Origin of the sequence: Brevibacillus fortis, from assembly GCF_046196545.1 — a bacterium.
Taxonomy (GTDB): Bacteria; Bacillota; Bacilli; order Brevibacillales; family Brevibacillaceae; genus Brevibacillus; species Brevibacillus fortis_A.
The window spans coordinates 4,874,201-4,893,069 of the sequence record NZ_CP176370.1 but is presented as its reverse complement, the minus strand read 5'-3'; the positions used below and the strand labels follow the sequence as shown (position 1 = coordinate 4,893,069).

Sequence of the window (18,869 nt, the reverse complement as noted above, 5' to 3'; positions counted from 1 at the left end):
GGGGGCAATATGAAAACCATACAAATTAATGGTGAGGAGTTTACTTCTAGGGATACTTTACACAACATCTTAAGAAGTAAACTAGTAGAGCCTGAGCATTATGATCATACGTATTGGGGAAATAATCTCGACTCTTTATTGGAGTGTTTAACTGCTTGGATTGAGTTACCTCTAATAATTGAATGGTTGAATTATGATAAAAGTGTTGAACATCTCGGGGAATATTCAGAGAAATTACTCAAAACCTTTTCTATTGCGGAGAAAGAAGGAAGAGGATTTAAAGTGGTAGTAAAATGACAACTGGTTTGAGTTCCAATTAATATGAATGCCCTTGAGGTAATATGAAGTGATCCCTGTCAAGTAGACAGTGAAAAAACAAAAAGCTTAGACACCAATCTGAACTTAGGTTGGTGTCTTTTTTAGTGCGCCCAGCATGGGCGATAGCTCTAGGGTGAAAGTCCCGAACGGGGATTGGCTGTACCAACCGTTAGCTCAAGGCAAGGGTGTCCACCGTGAGGTGGAATCTGAAGGAAGCCGGCGGCAAAGTCCCGACCTGAGGTACACGAATCTAATTTGAGGCTGTTGTACTCGGACGAGTTTGCTAAACAAAACGAAGTCCAATACAGCCAAGGGGTATAGCAGTAAATTAGGCAGGTACATGGGATGAAAGTTATCGTTCTTACCTGGGGAGGTCTGCATGAAGTGCCTTCAAATGTTGGTAACCGTCTCTGTAAGGAGTCGCTGAACATGCAGAAGTCCAGAAGAAGCTATAGTACCCAAGTAAAGGACGCTTGAACGGGGAAGGGATGAACATTAAGTAAACACACCCACTAATCACTTTCGTGATGATACGGTGAAGCAGAACTCCGTAAGGATCTACTCTTGGAGAATAAGGGTGAAGCCCTGAGGGTACAAGAGAGAGCTGAGTATTATTCGCTTGCAGTGGGGGCGGCCGTGCGTGTCATGCGTATCGGGTCTACTCTCACTGTCAAATTAAGTAAAACAATTAAGGAATTAATTGACGAAATAAATGATGTCTATGATTGTAATTGTTTTACTGCTGGAACAAAGGTTCTAACAGACGAAGGGGAGAAACCTATTGAGGAAATCGAGGTAGGGGATAAGGTTCTTTCAAAAGATGAAGAGACTGGTGAGGTAGCTTATAAAGAAGTTGTAGGGCTGTTCCAAAAACAAGCTGATGAAATTTATAAAATTTATATCGGCGACGAGATCATTGAAGCTACTGCTGAACATCCAATTTGGTTGAATGGTAAAGGATGGACGCTTGTAAAAGATCTTAAAGTTAATGATTTGCTTGTTTCAAGCGACGGTAATACACTCGCAATAGATAAGATTGAGAATGAGAAGCGCGAAGCTACAGTTTATAATTTTGAAGTAGCGGATTTTCATTCTTACTTTGTATCTAATCTTGGTATATGGGTGCATAATTGTGCTATTAATAGAGTTACTAGACTTTTAGACAAAATGCCCGAATTTACTGGTTCTACTAGAGAAAAATTGTTATCTGCTGTTCAAAATGAAGATTTAAGAAAAATAGTAAATGAACTTTATAGACCAGGTGCAAAAGAAGGGGATGGCGGAACTGCTTATATACTAACAAAGGAGTTTTACGAAGGTTCTTCAACGCATCTACAAAAAGCAAAGGACCGGGTAAAGCAGTTAAATGATCTAGGGAAATCCGGGAAACTTGGTCTTAATGACTTAGATATACTTGATGCTTTAAGAGAAGATTTAGAGGATGCAATAAGACTGTTTAAATAGAGGAGTTGGTGGTTATGAATAAAAAATCGGAAGAATTCTTGAGAATAATGTTAGATTTCTTACCGTCAGCTGATGATGCGTATAGAAAATCAATCGCGGATTACGGTGAGGTGCTAGAAACTGTCATAATTGAGGACATCTTCATGCCTGAAATAATTAAACTATTAAGTGAGGAAAGGAACATCAATTTGTTAGAAAGTATTTTTAAATATTTTGAAGAAGTATCTAATGACGAAGATGCTCACTTAAAGAACATTTTTTCAATTACGGTGTTGGAAATACTCGGAAATGACAGATCGATTCTAGGGACTGCACAGAAATACATGGGAACTAAAACGATACAACTTCAAATAGAAGCTGATAGAGCATTAGGTAGAATCTAGTCAGTACAGACTCATAAGATATTGACGGTTATCCATAATGGATAACCGTTTTGCTTTATTCCGAGGCAGAGGGGGCCAGTGCCGAATGTACTCATCATTCAACCAATAACACATATAACCCATGTAATACCCATAAAAAGATTTCGTCATTTCGTTAGTACGTACATCAATGCTTGAATTTATTCCCTAAATAACGCTATGCCGATACAACAAACAGGTCGATTATGGTTAGATGCTACCATGATTGACCTATTTTTTGTTACCTTCGTTTTCTTACGGTTTTTTCAAATTCATTCGCAAATTTTAAGATGGATAGTGCGACAACTATAGTAAGGGCGGTTATACAAAGAATTGCATTTTATCCGTAACATAACTTGACTATTGCAACGATGATTACTGTGTCAATAACAAACTGGTAAAGTGCCAGTTGACATATACAGGTAAGGCAACGTGAAGGCTAGCCACCTTGCCCTCTAATTATAGACGGAAATTCGTTATAAAATTTCCGGTGAGGGCTGAAGGGTGTTTCTTTGTAAGTGAAGCTCTATTTCAAGCGATCTTGGGGATTATCAACACCTATTTCACAACTAATCCGAAAAGGTAACTTTTCGGACTAGTTGTTATTATTTCTAAGGATCCATGGTATTGGGGCCAGGCCGTCGTACAGCACACAAGGATAGCGGGATGATTCATTGTGTTACACAACAACCGGTGACTCAAGATAATGGTTTCATCTGAACGGGCAGGATAGAGAAATAGCGACAGGACCTATCCCAGCAATTCTTTGGCTCCGTTCATCACTAAGGGCATTGTCTGTTGAACGAATGATTCCGCACTAATTAGACGCCCCTCATTGTTCCAAACGTAAGCCGCCCCATACATCCCCCAACTTAACATGATAGAAGCTGTATTTATTAAGAATTGCGCGTTTGGACTCGATAGCATCTTGTCTTTGTCTATAAAGGAAAGAAGTATCGTTTGAATTTTTTCCTTTATTTGAATTTCGAATACAGGTCCAAGCGATTCATACCTTCTTTTGCACATAGTGCTTAGACCCTTGTGAAAATCGCATACACCCAGAAAAATACTCTGAATTGTTTCTTCATTTAATACTTCATGACCGCTTATTCTACGATTTATGATTGTCATAAATGATTCCATTAGTTTGGCCTCAAGAATTTCGAACTTATCTACAAAGTGCGCATAAAAAGTCGTTCTGTTAACAGTAGCCCGCTCTGCAATATCCCTAACGGTTATCGATTCAAAATCTTTCTCTTGAATTAGTGAATCAAAAGCGTCTTGAAGGAGTCGTCGTGTACGTACCACACGAGGATCAGCTTCATTCTTTTTCATTGTCATGGTTAGGATCTCCCCCATAAAAACGACATTATAGAGATGGTGTTGTCTATACAACGGTTTACGGTTATTGATGATTGTGCATCAATCAGTTGTTATTATAACCTACAAATACAACAAGTGTTGTTCAAACAACCAGTGTTGTATTTGAACGAAAAACTGCATGCAGCTTTTCCAAACCAAAAGGAGGAGAGAACCATGTCAATTTCACAACCATCGCAAACGATGGAGCACCCACCTTTTTTCGATGTTATTCAAGAACGCCGGTCGGTTCGTAGTTATAATCCCGAGGTCAAAATTTCGCGGGAGGAATTGGTCGAAATACTGCGGCAAGCCACGCTGGCTCCTTCAGCTGCTAACCTGCAGCCGTGGCGGTTTCTCGTTATCGACACGCCGGAGTTGAAACAGAAGCTGCTTCCGATCGCATTCAATCAACAGCAAGTGGTCGAAGCTTCGGCTGTCGTCGCCGTTCTTGGAGACCTGGAGAACATCCGGATGGCCGAGAAGATTTACGGTCAAGCTGTCGATGCGGGCTTCATGCCTGCGGATACGGCAAAATCGATGGTTGAACACTATACCGGCATGTATTCGAGCATGCCGCCCGAGGCCATCCGCCAAATCGCTTATACCGACGGCGGGCTAGTATCGATGCAACTCATGCTTGTCGCCCGCGCTAAAGGATACGACACGGTACCGATTGGCGGCTACGACAAACAAAAGTTCATGGAAGCTTTCCGCATATCAGAACGCTACACTTCGATTATGCTGATCGCCATCGGCAAGGCGGCGAAGCCCGGTCATCCGACGGTGAGGCTGGCAGTCGATGATGTAGCTTTCTTTAACGAAATGTCTAAGGAATAACAAACTGTAAAAGGGGGACCGCCAGCATTTTAACGAAAATATACGCTAAGCCGCCAACCATACCGGATTGGCGTTTTTTATTCCTTTAAGTTTTTGGATGATCCAGACTGATAGCCTGGTGTTCAAAGATAATAAAGTTTATTGGGATCCCCGTTTTTATTGTTACTGGGGGAAGCCGTATCTCTTCGCACTCCACGCGATAATCAAAGCAACAATCAGCAGAATCAACAGCACTCCTGGAAACGATTGTACTCCAACAAGGCTTAAGCAAGGCACCACCTACAATGCCTCCACCAGCGATGGCCAAATTCCATACAGTGGTATTAATCGGCATTGCTATATCAACGCCTTCTTCACCACTTGCATTGGCTTGCGCGGTTTGCAGTAGCGTAGCGGCACCGCCGAAGGTCAGGCCCCATAACACCACTACCGTATAGACTATCGGTGCAGATGTGCCGCCCACCCATAGGGCAATGGGCGCAAGCGCAAAACCCATCAGGCTGATTAATACAAGTGGGCGCAGCATACGGTCAATTAACAGGCCGACAATCCAGATTGAGATAAGTGCGGCTAATCCAAAGACCAGCAAGACAAGATCGACACCGTGAAGCTGCGGTTTTTTGCATGGCCGAATACGTGCAATGGCCTGACGGTTTCAAACTCAACCGATTTAGGTAATCCAGGTGGAGGCGGCTCCGAGGTTAAGACGGAACACGCAACGGTTTATAATTTCATGGTAAAGGACTTCCATACCTACTTCGTTTCAAATCTTAAAGTATGGACGCATAATTCATGTGTAGATTTAAACGCAGTCGCTACGTATATTAAAAAGCATGGGAAGTTACCGGATAACTATATTACTAAAGATGAGGCAACTGCACTTGGGTGGGACCCAAGGAGAGGGAATTTGAGCCAAGTTGCTCCTGGAAAAAGTATCGGAGGCGATATATACAATAATTATGGGGGTGTAGTACCAGACGCTAAAGGGAGAGTATGGTACGAGGCTGATGTAGAGTATCAAGGTGGTTATAGAAAGCAAGCTCGATTGTTCTATTCTAATGACGGTCTATTTTACTTATGGAATCACGGGACTAAGGCAATACCGATAACCATCAAATAGTTTTGGAGGTAGAATGCCAAAATGAAGATCATAAAAATTAACGGTGAGGAATTAACTTCTAGGGATAATTTACACAGCATCCTGAGAAGCAAACTAGTAGAACCTGAACATTATGACCATACGTATTGGGGAAATAATCTCGATTCGTTATGGGAATGTTTAACTGCATGGATTGAATTACCTCTAACGATTGAATGGTTGAATTATGAAAAAAGTGTTGAATATCTAGGCGATTATTCAGAAAAATTACTCCAAATCTTTACTAATGCAGAGAAAAATGACAGAGGATTTAAAGTGATAGTAAAATGAAAACTAGTTTGAGTTCAAATTAATATGAAGGCTCAAGGTTTTTTCAATTGCACGTGAAGCGGTTTGAGTAATTTAAGTATATAGAAAGCTGATGAAATAGGAGAGATGGCTTATTTTGAACCAGAACAGCTCTTCCAATGTAATCTTAAAGAAACCTATTCATTATTTCCAAAAAAGATGTAATCGATCCTAACTAATATGTCCCGCCTCACTTTCAATATATTATCACAGGAAGAACTAGATCAGACCAACATTTCTATTTCAACGATTAGGAGTATAGAGCATGGAACTTAACTTAATAAAATCAATTGGAATGTTAAAACATAATGTGTCAACTGAGGAAGTTGCTCAAATTCTTAGTTTTCTAATAGAAAACGATTCCTTCCTATTATTTTCTTTCTATGAGAGAAATATTCATTTATTCGAGTCGGAGATTCAAGAATTCATCAATGAAAGACGTCTATTTACTAATACAGAATGGGTATTGCCGTGGGAAGAGACAATTCCTCACTGGGACCAACCAAATAATACACCACCAAATATTATTTGGTTCTCAGTAAAGACAAAGGACGAGATTATAAAAGCAATAGATATCGACAGTTTATTTCGATGTGTTGTAGTGAAGGAGGGCGACGACTTTAATAAATACTCGAATGTGATATTCCAACAAGAATATTATGCAACTTTTGACGAAGAAAATTTTGAGCATTATATTGGGTTTACGAACAAGGTTGAATTTCTTAACGCCACATGGTCAGAATTAAAGAACCGATTTCATGTAAACTTAGTTGAATAGAGTAGAGGACCTTGTTGGATAAATTCTAACAAGGTCCTCGGGTCTGTCAAGATTCATCCCCTAATTGGGACATTCTTTCACGGAACCAACAGGGTCAAGGACGTAAGGCGAATATTCATGTCACAACATATCAACAATAAGGGACCTATCGGGGTCCCTTTTGTTATTCCAGACTAGTTTAGATAATAATCCATTATATCAATTATGAATATGTGCGACGAATTATTAGTCTCAACCTAATTGGCTTTATCCAGCAGCCATTTTCCTACATACTTCAGGGGAGCGGCTACTTTACATTTAGATAGAGTGAAGTCGTGTAACAACTAATCCGAAAAGATAACTTTATTTTCACGGAACAATACGCGCTTGAATTTCGATCAACAACACTTTATCCTTTTCAACAACAAGACGGTGAACGGCGGTGCATAGCATGATTGGCGGAAAGAAAATAGGGATCGGGCTGATGCTCGGAGTGATTCTGCTCATGACTATCGGCATGACGATCCCCAGCGAGGTACATCAGGAAAAAGTCATTCGCATCGCAGGGGACAATAATTTTCCGCCCTTCGAGTACTTTGCCCAGACTGGCGTTTTCAGCGGCTTTAATGTAGACATCATGAACGCCATTTCGATTGAGACGGGTATGCGAATTGAATTCGTGCCCTTGCCCTGGAATGTAGCTCTCGATGCCTTGCGAAACGGACATGTCGATGCCGTGCAAGGAATGAAATACAGTCCTGCGCGTGACAAGCTGTACGATTTCTCAGCTCCATACTTTTTAAGCTCCCAGGGGATATTCGTGCGAACAGACAATGTGCACATCTTCGGGATCGGAGACCTGACTGGTCGGAGAGTCGCCATCCAAAAAGCAGACATCGCGGCTGATCTTTTCCTTGAGCTTCAAAATACCAGCTTCATCGAGACAGACAGTCAGGAAGAAGCTGTGCAATTGCTCCTCGACGGAAAGGTAGACGCGTTTGTCGGTAATCGCATCACGGGGCAGTACTTCCTGCAAAAAAACAACCAGCAATCCCAAATCAAAATCGTAGGCGACCCGATCGATCCGACTGATTATGGAGTCGCGGTTCTTCCTAAAAACGTGCAGCTACTGACTGAGATCAACAAGGCTATCACCAAGATCAAACAAAACGGAACATATGACAAAATCGAACGAAAATGGTTCGGACAGTACATCAGACCAAACACGCCTAACTTGGAGCGCCTTCGCCTCTATCTAGAGTGGGGCTCCGGCATTGGCCTACTGATCGTCCTCGGGATTTTATGGTGGAATCGCATGTTGAAAAAGGAAGTGCAGAGAAGAACCTCCCAGATCCACGAAATCAATCGGGAGCTGAAAGAAAAAATGGCGCTGCTCGAGGAGAATCTGCAATTTCAACAGCAGCTGCTCAACAGCACCTACAGCTTTTATGTCACACTCACCCAGCACGGCCGCATTTTTTTGATGAATCGAAAAGCAGTCGACTTTCTCGACGTAGATCACCATTTAACTGGCCTTCCCCTGAGCGGAACGATTCTTGCAGAGTTTATTCCCAAAAATCAGGTCGAGGATGTCCTAATGCAGGGTAGTACGTATCTGGAGCAGGAGATCGTTTGGGAAAGGGAACGAGACGGGCAAGCCCAACGGCTGGTGATCCGCTACAATATTTTTCCGATTATTTCTCCTGCAAAGGAAATCACAGGAGCCATCATCAACTTTCATGACGTGACCAAGCAAAAGGACATGGAAAAGAAGCTGGAGAGCGAAAACAGATTGCGTTCGTTAGGGCAATTGATTTTGGGGATTGCACACGAAATCCGCAACCCCCTGACCTCTATTCTCACCTATACCCAGCTTTTGCCGACCAAATTTGACAACCCCAAATTTCGCAATTTCTTCGCGCAGCAGGTGCCTGGCGAAATCCTGCGCCTGAATGATCTCGTGAATGATCTGTTGGAGTACGCCCGGCCAAAACCGCCGCATCCAGCCCGTTTCCGTGTCGCTGACCTGATGGAAGCGGTCCTGCAGCTGTGCAGCCAGAAGATCAAAGAGAAAAAGGTTCAGGTGTCACTCAGCCTTCCCCCTCACTTGTGTATTGAGGCTGACGTCAACCAAACCAAGCAGATTTGGATCAATGTCGTGCTCAACGCCATAGAATCGATGGACGCGCAAGGCAAATTGAATATTCGCGGATATACAGAGGGGCAGATGGTCGTCGTCGAAGTAGAAGACAATGGGCATGGCATGTCACCAGAAGACAAGTACCGCATTTTCGAGCCCTTTTTTAGTACCAAAGCAAATGGGGTAGGTCTCGGACTCTCGATCACCTATCAATTAGTCAAAGAAAATGGAGGGGCCATCGACCTGCACAGTCAGCTTGATCACGGCACCACCATGATTATTCGTTTGCCGATGCCACAGCAAGAAACAGAAGGGAAGGACTCTTATGCACCATCTGTTAGTCATTGATGATGAACCTGCCATCTGTCAGTCACTTGAATTTGCCTTGGAGGAAAAGTATCTGGTCAATACCTTCACCGACCCAGAAGCGGCGCTGCCTTTCCTCCAGCAGGTAGAGATCGCTCTCGTCCTGCTCGATTTAAAAATCGGGGCTCATGACGGAACAGAAGTGCTCAAGGAAATCAAACGGCTGTCACCGGATACCGTAGTGATCATGATGACTGCCTTCGGAAGCATCTCTTCGTCCGTGGAAGCCATGCGGCACGGTGCCTTCTACTATTTGACCAAACCCTTGATGATGGACGAGCTGGACATTTTGCTATCCAAAGCAGAAGAATTGTACCAGCTGCAGACGCGCGTCAAATGGCTAAGCGAAGAGCTGGATAAGCTGTCCGACAGCTACGGTCTGATCGGAAACAGCAAAGCCATGCAACAAATCCTTGATCTGATCGACAAGGTCAAAGACATTGACTCCAGTGTGTTAATCAACGGCGAAAGCGGAACAGGCAAGGAGCTGGTCGCCCGAGCGATCCACTACCAAGGACAACGCAGAAACAAGCGGTTTCAGGCAGTCAACTGCGCAGCTATTCCCGATAATTTGTTGGAATCCGAGCTGTTTGGCTATGAAAAAGGGGCTTTTACCGGAGCCATGCAGAGCAAGCCTGGGCAGTTCGTGCTAGCTGATGGCGGCACGATCTTTCTCGATGAAATCGGGGAAATGGATATGTCCCTGCAAAGCAAGCTACTGCGGGTCATCCAGGAACGAACCGTGACCCCGCTGGGAGGACTGGAAGAGAAATCAATCGACGTGCGGATCATTGCGGCGACCAATCGAGACCTTTGGAAGGAAGTCAAAGCAAACCGTTTTCGCGAGGACTTGTACTATCGGCTCAACGTCATCCCGATTCAGCTCGCTCCTCTGCGCGAACGAGAAGGGGACGTGCCGCTGCTCGTGCATTCCTTTATCAAAAAAATTAGCGAACGAATGGGCAAGCCGATCGACGGTATCTCGCAGGAAGCGCTGCAAGTGATGGAAAGCTACGATTTTCCCGGCAACATCAGAGAGCTGCAAAACATCGTAGAACGGGCGATTGCTTTGACGAGCTCATCCCTGATCGAAAAGCGAGATTTGCCAAAGGAACTGCAAGGGACGCAGCCTAAGCAGGTCACGAGCAAGCAAAAGCTGATCCCTGTCTACGTCGGGGATACGCTGGAGCAGATCGAAAAAAGGGTCATCCTGCACACCCTCGCCCATCAGGAAGGAAATCGCCGTAAAACAGCGCAAATGCTGGATATGGGCGAGCGAACCTTGCGGGATAAGCTGAAAAAATACCAAGATGAACAAGTAGAGGAATAGACGAGGCGGCAGAAATGGCCGGCGGCAATTTTCGCAGGGCGGCGGATTTTGCCGCCTTTTTTGTATTTTCAAAAGACTCTCGCAACTCATGGCAAACGACCTGAGAATGGCTTTAGACAGCCCCTCGTTTGCTATTGCTTCTACTTTTCCTCTTCGATTTCTCGCTTGGCACGATATATGAATATAGCTAATATTCGAAATTACTAAAATATATTTGGTAGGGGGTCTACAACATGAAGGGATTTCGTAAGGGACTGTTCTCTCTGTGTGCACTGCTGGTCACCGGGGCTCTGATCGCTGGCTGTGGTGCCAAGCCTGCAGAGCAGACAGCTGCGTCGGGCAATGGTAGTCAAGCTGCAGCACCAACAGATGAAGTGCTGCAAAAGATCAAAGACACCAAAACCTTGTTGGTAGGAACGGACGCTACTTTCCAGCCGTTCGAATACAAGAATGCACAGAACGAATATGAAGGCTTTGACATCGAACTTGTGAAAGCGATCGCATCTGAGCTGGGCGCGGAGAAAGTCGAATTCGTAGACACCGACTTCAAAGGCCTGATTCCAGGACTGCAAGGCAAGAAGTTCGATATGATCGTATCCGCGATGTACATCACGGATGAGCGCAAACAAACCATCGACTTCTCCCAGCCGTATTATCCAGGCGGTCTGACTATCATGGTGCAAAACGGAAATGACACGATCAAAGGTGCTGATGATTTGAAAGGCAAAAAAGTAGCCGTCCAAATCGGTACCAAGTCTGCCAAATTCCTGAAAGAGAAATACCCGGAAGTAAAACTCGTGGAAGTCGAGAAAAACGTAGAAATGTTCCTCGAGCTGGAAAGCAATCGCGTAGACGCTGTTGTTACTGGAATGCCTGCTGCCAAGGTGTACGCAAAGCAGAGCCAAAAGGTAAAAGTTCTCGATGTTGAGCTGACGCAAGAATACTACGGTTACGGTGTACGCAAGGAAAACAAAGAATTTGTAGCTGCTCTCGACAAGGCACTGAAAACCTTGAAAGAAAACGGTAAGCAAGAAGAAATCGTTAAAAAATGGTTTGGTGAATAACAACATCAGGAGGTGCACCAATGGCGCTTGATTTTATGGTAATTTTTGAAGACAACAATTTATATGCGCTTCTGGAAGGGCTATGGGTTACGGTTTCGATGACTTTCATGGCACTGATTCTAAGTGCGGTTCTGGGTCTGATCATTGGTCTCGGAAGGATGTCCAAGCAAAAATGGATATCTATACTCTGCTCCTTGTATCTGGCATGGTTTCGCGGAACTCCGCTGTTGGTGCAGCTCATGATTCTCTACTATGGCTTGGCGATCGGCTTGCAAGTGGATTTGAGTGCATCTGTAGCTGGGGTGCTGGGACTCGGGATGTACAGCGCCGCTTACGTATCGGAAATCGTGCGCGGAGCGATTCAATCGATTGATAAAGGACAAATGGAAGCTGGACGTTCTCTCGGGATGAGTCATTTCCACACCATGGTGAAGGTTATTTTGCCGCAAGCTGTACGCCGCATGCTTCCGCCGCTGTGCAATGAATTCATCGCGTTGACCAAGAACTCTTCGCTTCTGTCCGTCATTACGGTGTCTGAATTGATGCGCGCAGGCAATCTGATCGTATCGAACAATTTCCGTTACTTTGAGATCTACATCGGCATCGCTGTTCTGTACTTCCTCGTCAACTACTCCATCTCGGTCGGCATCGGCCGTCTGGAACGCAAATTGAGTGTAGAGGGGGCGCGTGCCTGATGATATCCGTCAAACGAATCCACAAATCGTATGGAAGCCTGCACGTCCTAAAAGATGTGAGCCTCAATGTCAGTCAAGGCGAAGTCGTGGTAATGATCGGGCCAAGCGGTTCCGGAAAAAGCACGTTGCTGCGCTGCATGAATTACCTGGAGCAGATTCAAGAAGGCTCGATTGAGATCGAAGGAAAGCCGATCGGATTGATTCAAAAGGACGGAAAGCTCGTGGAAATGCCCCAGAAAGAGCTGGACAAGGTTCGCGCTGAGGTAGGTATGGTGTTTCAAAACTTCAATTTGTTCCCTCATGTGAACGTGCTTGAGAACGTCATGATGGCCCCGATGACTGTGAAAAAAACAAAGCGGGAGGAAACCGAGAAACAGGCACGCGAGCTGCTGCGCAAGGTCGGACTTGCTGAAAAGGCAGATATGTATCCGGACCAATTGTCAGGCGGACAAAAACAGCGTGTGGCCATCGCTCGCGCCTTGGCAATGAAGCCGAAAGTAATGCTGTTTGACGAGCCTACCTCAGCCCTCGATCCTGAATTGGTAGGGGAAGTGCTGGCCGTCATGAAACAGCTGGCTGCAGAAGGGATGACCATGGTGGTCGTCACTCACGAGATGGGCTTTGCCCGAGAGGTAGCTGATCGCATAGTCGTGATGGACGGCGGTACGTTGATTGAAGACGGGCCACCGGAGAAGATCTTCTCCTCACCTGACCAACCTCGAACACAGGCATTCCTGAGCAAGGTCTTATCGCACTAGACAAAAGGAGGACTCTACATGCTTTCGTAATTGACCCAACCTCCATTCCGGTTTACCCAGGGAAAAGGAGACCCCTATGTCACCCGTTTGTTTGAATGGGTCGAGCAGACCTTTCAACCGGGCGAAGCCTATGATTTTGCGGTCATTGGAGTACCTCTCTCGAAAAGCTCCATCAGCTTTTCCGGAGCGCATGCCCACCCGCTGCAATTCCGGCAGCTGCACAGCTCATTTACCACCTACAATTTTGATGAGGATATCGATCTATCCAGCTCGCGTGCTGTCGATCTTGGCGATGTCGCCATGCATGTTACTGACATTGCCTGCTGCCAGAAAAACATCGAATCGGCTCTCGAGGAAATCACCAACGCCTGGTAACACGGGCGTTTTTTGTTTGTGCGAGGGGGAAGTGTTGTGTGATAACATGGAAAATATTGCTGAGTCATTCTGTAGAGAGAAAATTACATTGGCGTATTTGGAAAGGGGAGAAGGAAATGTCCACGATCGAACAGATTACCGAGCATATCTTGATTATGCATGCAAGTCATGACACGGATCGCCCCATCCTAGCAGCCGTTACAGGGGGAAGAAAAACCCTCTTGATTGATGCTGGAAATTCACCGGCGCATGCCGCGTTGTTTCGTCAGGAGTTGCAAAGGCTAGGTGTTCGTCTTCCAGATCTGCTCATACTGACTCATTGGCACTGGGATCATACATTCGGAATGTCAGCATGGGATCTACCTACCATCGCGCAGGCAAAAACCGCACATTCATTGAGCAAACTGATAGGGCTGGAATGGTCGGATGAAGTCATGGAACAGCTCTGTAAGGAGAAGATCATCAATGCCAGCACGATGGCGAACATCAGAAAAGAGTACGGAACGAACCGGGACTTGATCCGAATAGTCGAGCCGGATATCCTATTCGATGAATCGATTACGATCGACCTTGGTGGCGTGACATGTCAGGTGAACCATGTCGGAGGAGATCATTCGGAAGATTCGTGCTATGTGTACGTAAAAGAGGATCAAACGCTGTTCCTGGGAGATGCCTTGGGTCCCTCTGTCTATGGCGGACCGCGCAGTTATACAGCTTCCCGTTTTCTGCGCGTGTTGAAGCAAGCGTACCAGTCTGAAGCAATCCTTTTCGTGGAATCGCACGGCCGGCCATTGGATCGAGCTACCTTTCAAAAGGAGCTCAGTGATTGGGAGCAGCTAGCTCTGCTCACAGAGCAATACGGGCAAAACAGAGAACGGATCGTAAGCGAGATGTGTACCTTCCTCCAGGTGTCAGAGCTTCCTCATGAATTTTCAGAAGCTCTCGAATGGTTCATGGTAGGGGCTGCCTACCAATGATCCGATTCATCGGGTTGGTACATTTGTAACATCACGGCGAAGATCGACACCGTGAAGCTGCGGTTTTTTGCATGGCCGTATACGTGAAATTTCATGTACTGAACTTTAAAAAAGCTTTTTTCTCTAAAGGGTAAAGCTAATCCAAAATAAAAATTCCATTTATGCTAGCGTAGGGGTAAATTGATAGTAAGGTATATTATTGGCAATATTGTACAAACTGATAATAGATACGGAATTGCAGATGTGTTTCCTATAACCCACGGCTGGTTAAGCCTTACACAATTAGTTAGGCCATTTGATTTCGTACGTGACCCGTAATTCTTAATGGAATGATGGGTTTTTTTCGATTTGTAATAGTAATATCGTTTTGATTGTTTCAAGTGAATGCCTGTTGGTTACAAAGTTGGTAGGATTGTAATAAGATGTGCGACAGCTAAAAAATTGAAAGCCTTGGGGTTTACCTATAAATAAGACTTATGAAAACAACGCTTTTTCATAAAGGTGATTGGACTATTTATGCCTCGCTCTAGATGGGGGATAGTGGTATATTGGGTCATAATGGAAATGGAGGGAGACTGCCATGGAGGAACACCGAGTATTGTTGCTCGGGGGAAGCGGCTACTTGGGGAGTCAAATCTATCATGAGCTTTTGCAGGACAAGGCTATTGAACTCCTAGGTACATGCTTTTCGGCATCAATTGCTGGTCATCTGCTCCAAATCGATGTAACTGATACCCCTTCTTTTACAGCGAGGTTGCAAGAGTTTTCACCACATGTTGTCATTTGGGCGTTGATGAGTGCAACAGATGAACGAGGGCTAATAGAAAAAGGCTTGGAAGTTCTGCTTTCTCATTTGCCTGAAGAGAGCAAATTGATTTTCATCTCCACAGACGGTATTTTCGGAAAAGGCACAGGCTCTTATCGGGAAGAAGATCCGTCTGAGCCATTAGATGAGAGAAACCCGTTAGCTACTTATTCGAATGCCAAAATACGAGGAGAAGCACGCATCCGCGAGCGGCATCCCAACCATGTCATCGTGCGAGTGGGCCCGATTTATGGTCGAAATGCGGCTGGACAATGGGATAAACGTATCGCTACGATGTGTGCAGACCTGAAAGCTGGCAGAGAAGTAAGCCGGACAGGCAATTTGTACAAGACGTTTGTCCATGTGGAAGACGTGGGGAATGCCATCCGCGAACTGCTGCATAGTTCTTACCTCGGAACGCTTCATCTCGGTCCTGCAAAGAAAGAGAGCTATTATTCCTTTTACAAAAAGATGGCTCTGGCATTAGGGCTGAATGCCGATGGTGTAAAAGAAACCTTGATAACAGAAGCGGAGGCGCTAGAACGAGGAATTCCGTTGGATACTTCGTTGAATACGAACAAGGCGCATGAACTGCTACAGACCCGTTTTCGTCAGGTGGGATGGGAAAACGCAAATGGCAACGATAACGACAAAGGAGACTAGAGAACAATGAAAACAATCGGATTAATTGGCGGCATGAGCTGGGAGTCCTCCTTGGTCTACTACCGTTTGATCAATGAAACCGTCAAGGAGAGGCTGGGCGGTTTGCATTCGGCGAAAAGCATTCTGTATTCTGTTGATTTTGCCGAGATTGAAGAAATGCAACGAGAAGGACGATGGGAAGAAGCAGCAGAGCGGATGGCGAGTGCGGCTAAAAGTCTGGAAGCGGCAGGAGCCGACCTGATCGTTCTCTGTACAAATACGATGCACAAACTGGCGTATGCTATTGAGGAAGCGACCAGCCTGCCTTTTCTTCATATCGCGGATGCGACAGCACAAGCGATCACGAACCACGGGTATAAACGAGTGGCACTGCTTGCTACGCGATTTACCATGGAGCAGGATTTCTACACAGGGCGTCTGCGAGATGTTCATGGATTAGAGGTACTGCTGCCGGATGAGCAAGAGCGAAAACTTGTCCATGACATCATTTATCATGAGCTGTGCGTCGGAACCATTCGCGAGGAATCCAAACGTACATATCAGGCGATCATTGAGCGACTGGTAAAGGAAGGTGCAGAGGCCGTTATCCTCGGTTGCACGGAAATCGGTTTGCTGATCTCCGCCCAAGATTGCACCGTTCCGGTATTTGATACGACAGCAATTCATGCAGAGGCGGCTGTGGAGGCTGCTTTGCAGTAAACGATAGGCAAAAAACAAAAGACTTAGCGCATCCTATTTGCTACTAGAATGGATGTCTGAGTCTTTTTTTTGTGCAAATGTGCATGTCCTTTATTACCCAGTTGTTTTTCTACTCTCCCAAGGGATTTTATAAAACCAATAAAACACAACTAAAAACACACAAAAACAATCAATTTACGTTGCGTTCACATCCGCTTAACATTTTCCCCGTAAGATTGGTCTCATAGGAACCAAGAAATGAACATTCCGCAAAGAGGAGAGGTTCTCATGAAGAAATGGCATTATCCTTTACTTGCTTCCGTTCTATCAATCGCGTTTTTAGCAGGATGTGGACAATCACCAGGGTCACAACCAAACACACAAGCTTCCACAACGGAAAGTACAACCGCCTCAGGAGAGATTACAGTTTATACGGCGCTGGAGGATGACCAGATCAAAACGTATTTGGAATCCTTCAAAGCGAAATATCCAGATGTAAAGGTCAATATCGTCCGCGATTCTACAGGGATCATCACAGCAAAGCTGCTGGCGGAAAAAGACAATCCACAAGCAGACGTTGTATGGGGAACAGCAGCGACAAGCCTGCTTGTACTTGAACAGCAAGGCATGCTCGAAGGGTATTCGCCAAAAGGAATCGAGAGAGTGTCCCCCGAGTTTAAGGATGCCAAGGAACCTGCAAGCTGGGTAGGAATCGATGCGTGGGAGACAGCGATCGCGGTCAATACCAAGGAGCTGGAAAAACGCAATTTGCCCATCCCGCGCTCATACGAAGACCTGATCAAGCCGGAGTACAAAGGATTGATCGTGATGCCAAATCCGGCGTCTTCTGGAACTGGGCTTTTAACGATTAACGGAATCATGCAACTGAAAGGGGAGCAAGAAGGCTGGGCGTACCTCGACAAACTGCATGAAAATATGGCGATCTACACGCATTCCGGTTCGAAGCCAGCGAAAATGGCCGCATCGGGCGAATATCCAATCGGCATTTCCTTCGGCTACCGTTCGATTACCGAGAAGAAAAAAGGCGCACCCGTTGAAGTCGTCTTTCCAACAGAAGGCTCGGGTTGGGATGTAGAGGCGAATGCCTTGATCAAAAAGAGTGAGATCAAGCCAGAAGCCAAGCTGTTCTTGGACTGGGCTATCTCCGATGAAGTCATGAAAGCTTATAACCAGAACTTCGCCATCGTCAGTGTCAAGCAAGAAGGCGCGACACTCCCGGAAGGCTACGCAGTAGATCCAATCAAGCAATTAATCAAGCTCGACCTGAATCAAGCCGCACAAAATCGTGACAACATCTTGGGTGAGTGGGAAAAACGATACGCAACCAAGAGTGAACCCAAGTAAGCAGCGAGGAGAACAGCATGACACAATCCTATCTATCCATTCAAGGGGTCAGTAAACGCTTTGGTTTGTTTGCCGCATTGGAGCACATTTCCATCGAAATTGACAGGAATGAATTTGTTTGTCTGCTCGGTCCCAGTGGCTGCGGTAAAACGACATTACTGAGAATGCTGGCTGGATTGGAGCAGCCGACGACAGGCAAGATGATCCTGGGAGGCAGGGAGATTACTTCCCTGCCTCCAGCGAAACGAAACATAGCGATGATGTTCCAGTCTTACGCCTTGTTTCCCAATTTGACGGCTGCCGAAAACATTGCCTTTGGCCTGCAAGAAAAGAAGCTGGGGAAAAAAGAGATCGCAGCCAAAGTAGAAGAGGCGCTAGACATGGTTGATTTGTCTCATGCCGGAGCCAAATATCCCAGCCAGCTCTCAGGCGGTCAACAGCAGCGAATTGCCTTGGCGCGAGCGATTGCACTATCGCCGGATGTCCTGCTTTTAGATGAACCACTATCCGCATTGGATGCAAAAGTAAGACAAAAGCTGCGCCGGGAGATTCGGCGCTTGCATGAGCAGTACGGCATGACAACAGTGATGGTCACGCATGATCAGGATGAGGCATTGACCATGGCTGACAAGATCGTCGTCATGGATCACGGCGAAGTCGTTCAGGTAGGTACACCTGAGGAGATCTATAATAAACCAGCCACTCCGTTTGTTGCTGATTTTATCGGAGCGGTCAACTTTTTTGAGTACAGTCGCTTTGAGAATGCGCAATCTGATCCGAATCGCTTACTTGCGATCAGACCGGAGCATGTGCGGATTTTGCAGAACGAGTCCGAATGCGCTATACCTGCGACTATTTCCGAGATAGAATTTCGCGGTGCTTTTTACCGAATCTTTCTGGAGTGGCAAGAGGAAGGTCAGATAAAAAAAGAGCTTCTGACAATCGATTTAATAGCTGCCGAGGCACAAAGACTTGGAATTGCCCGAGGCAAAAAGGTGTGGCTGGAGTTTCCGCTGGAGAATTTGCTGACCTTTGAGCATGCTCCAGCCATAGAGGAACAGGGGTGA

General features: G+C 45.6%; 19 protein-coding genes and 1 pseudogene. 18 read left to right on the top strand and 2 right to left on the bottom strand.

What is annotated here, in order from left to right; translation table 11 throughout:
• Positions 1 to 9 precede the first annotated feature (9 nt).
• The 3 genes and pseudogenes from ACKKE8_RS24070 (at position 10) to ACKKE8_RS24060 (ending at position 2,165) form a co-directional block, all read left to right on the top strand.
• Entirely contained in the window at positions 10 to 297 is a 288-nt protein-coding gene (locus ACKKE8_RS24070) for a barstar family protein (protein ID WP_409175236.1), read from the top strand.
• Between the two features lie 639 nt (positions 298 to 936).
• Positions 937 to 1,782 (top strand): annotated as a pseudogene (locus ACKKE8_RS24065) (polymorphic toxin-type HINT domain-containing protein); the annotation flags it as partial.
• Between the two features lie 14 nt (positions 1,783 to 1,796).
• The gene (locus tag ACKKE8_RS24060) at positions 1,797 to 2,165 is read left to right on the top strand and encodes a resolvase (protein WP_409175235.1); all 369 of its coding nucleotides are present in this window, start codon (positions 1,797 to 1,799) and stop codon (positions 2,163 to 2,165) included.
• Between the two features lie 768 nt (positions 2,166 to 2,933).
• Here the strand turns inward: ACKKE8_RS24060 and ACKKE8_RS24055 are convergent.
• Positions 2,934 to 3,524 carry a TetR/AcrR family transcriptional regulator gene (locus ACKKE8_RS24055; RefSeq protein ID WP_409175234.1) on the bottom strand — a complete coding sequence of 197 codons (591 nt, stop codon included), beginning with the start codon at positions 3,522 to 3,524 and terminating at the stop codon, positions 2,934 to 2,936.
• A 195-nt stretch (positions 3,525 to 3,719) separates the two neighbouring features.
• Here ACKKE8_RS24055 and ACKKE8_RS24050 point away from each other — a divergent pair, with 195 nt between their 5' ends.
• Positions 3,720 to 4,382 carry a nitroreductase family protein gene (locus tag ACKKE8_RS24050; protein ID WP_409175233.1) on the top strand — a complete coding sequence of 221 codons (663 nt, stop codon included), beginning with the start codon at positions 3,720 to 3,722 and terminating at the stop codon, positions 4,380 to 4,382.
• An 85-nt stretch (positions 4,383 to 4,467) separates the two neighbouring features.
• Here the strand turns inward: ACKKE8_RS24050 and ACKKE8_RS24045 are convergent, their stop codons facing one another.
• Positions 4,468 to 4,971, bottom strand: coding sequence for a hypothetical protein (locus ACKKE8_RS24045; RefSeq protein ID WP_409175232.1), 504 nt, complete (start codon positions 4,969 to 4,971; stop codon positions 4,468 to 4,470).
• A 144-nt stretch (positions 4,972 to 5,115) separates the two neighbouring features.
• Here ACKKE8_RS24045 and ACKKE8_RS24040 point away from each other — a divergent pair, with 144 nt between their 5' ends.
• The 14 genes from ACKKE8_RS24040 (at position 5,116) to ACKKE8_RS23975 (ending at position 18,869) form a co-directional block, all read left to right on the top strand.
• Positions 5,116 to 5,502, top strand: coding sequence for a ribonuclease domain-containing protein (locus ACKKE8_RS24040; protein ID WP_409179188.1), 387 nt, complete (start codon positions 5,116 to 5,118; stop codon positions 5,500 to 5,502).
• A gap of 21 nt (positions 5,503 to 5,523) precedes the next feature.
• A complete protein-coding gene (locus ACKKE8_RS24035) occupies positions 5,524 to 5,811 on the top strand; it encodes a barstar family protein (protein WP_409175231.1) in 288 nt (95 codons plus the stop codon).
• Between the two features lie 283 nt (positions 5,812 to 6,094).
• Positions 6,095 to 6,607, top strand: a complete 513-nt coding sequence (locus ACKKE8_RS24030) for a hypothetical protein (RefSeq protein WP_409175230.1) — start codon at positions 6,095 to 6,097, stop codon at positions 6,605 to 6,607.
• A 430-nt stretch (positions 6,608 to 7,037) separates the two neighbouring features.
• Entirely contained in the window at positions 7,038 to 9,074 is a 2,037-nt protein-coding gene (locus ACKKE8_RS24025) for a transporter substrate-binding domain-containing protein (RefSeq protein ID WP_409179187.1), read from the top strand.
• The gene (locus ACKKE8_RS24020) at positions 9,052 to 10,422 is read left to right on the top strand and encodes a sigma-54-dependent transcriptional regulator (protein ID WP_390235534.1); all 1,371 of its coding nucleotides are present in this window, start codon (positions 9,052 to 9,054) and stop codon (positions 10,420 to 10,422) included. Before ACKKE8_RS24025 ends, ACKKE8_RS24020 begins: the two co-directional genes overlap by 23 nt.
• A gap of 233 nt (positions 10,423 to 10,655) precedes the next feature.
• Positions 10,656 to 11,486: a transporter substrate-binding domain-containing protein gene (locus tag ACKKE8_RS24015; RefSeq protein WP_327951711.1), complete on the top strand. Its 831-nt coding sequence runs from the start codon at positions 10,656 to 10,658 to the stop codon at positions 11,484 to 11,486.
• A 20-nt stretch (positions 11,487 to 11,506) separates the two neighbouring features.
• Positions 11,507 to 12,181 carry an amino acid ABC transporter permease gene (locus ACKKE8_RS24010; protein ID WP_007726620.1) on the top strand — a complete coding sequence of 225 codons (675 nt, stop codon included), beginning with the start codon at positions 11,507 to 11,509 and terminating at the stop codon, positions 12,179 to 12,181.
• On the top strand, positions 12,181 to 12,939 hold the full coding sequence (locus tag ACKKE8_RS24005; protein WP_409175229.1) for an amino acid ABC transporter ATP-binding protein: 759 nt from the start codon (positions 12,181 to 12,183) through the stop codon (positions 12,937 to 12,939). The genes ACKKE8_RS24010 and ACKKE8_RS24005 overlap by 1 nt, the downstream gene beginning before the upstream one ends.
• Before the next feature lie 30 nt (positions 12,940 to 12,969).
• Complete coding sequence (locus ACKKE8_RS24000; protein ID WP_409175228.1) at positions 12,970 to 13,314, top strand: arginase family protein; 345 nt, start codon at positions 12,970 to 12,972, stop codon at positions 13,312 to 13,314.
• Between the two features lie 116 nt (positions 13,315 to 13,430).
• Positions 13,431 to 14,291, top strand: a complete 861-nt coding sequence (locus ACKKE8_RS23995) for an MBL fold metallo-hydrolase (RefSeq protein WP_409175227.1) — start codon at positions 13,431 to 13,433, stop codon at positions 14,289 to 14,291.
• Positions 14,292 to 14,871: 580 nt separating this feature from the next.
• Entirely contained in the window at positions 14,872 to 15,759 is an 888-nt protein-coding gene (locus ACKKE8_RS23990) for a sugar nucleotide-binding protein (RefSeq protein WP_409175226.1), read from the top strand.
• Positions 15,760 to 15,765: 6 nt separating this feature from the next.
• Positions 15,766 to 16,458 (top strand): aspartate/glutamate racemase family protein, encoded by a 693-nt coding sequence (locus ACKKE8_RS23985; protein WP_409175225.1) that lies wholly within the window; start codon positions 15,766 to 15,768, stop codon positions 16,456 to 16,458.
• A 267-nt stretch (positions 16,459 to 16,725) separates the two neighbouring features.
• Complete coding sequence (locus tag ACKKE8_RS23980) at positions 16,726 to 17,802, top strand: putative 2-aminoethylphosphonate ABC transporter substrate-binding protein (RefSeq protein ID WP_409175224.1); 1,077 nt, start codon at positions 16,726 to 16,728, stop codon at positions 17,800 to 17,802.
• Positions 17,803 to 17,819: 17 nt separating this feature from the next.
• Complete coding sequence (locus tag ACKKE8_RS23975; protein WP_409175223.1) at positions 17,820 to 18,869, top strand: putative 2-aminoethylphosphonate ABC transporter ATP-binding protein; 1,050 nt, start codon at positions 17,820 to 17,822, stop codon at positions 18,867 to 18,869.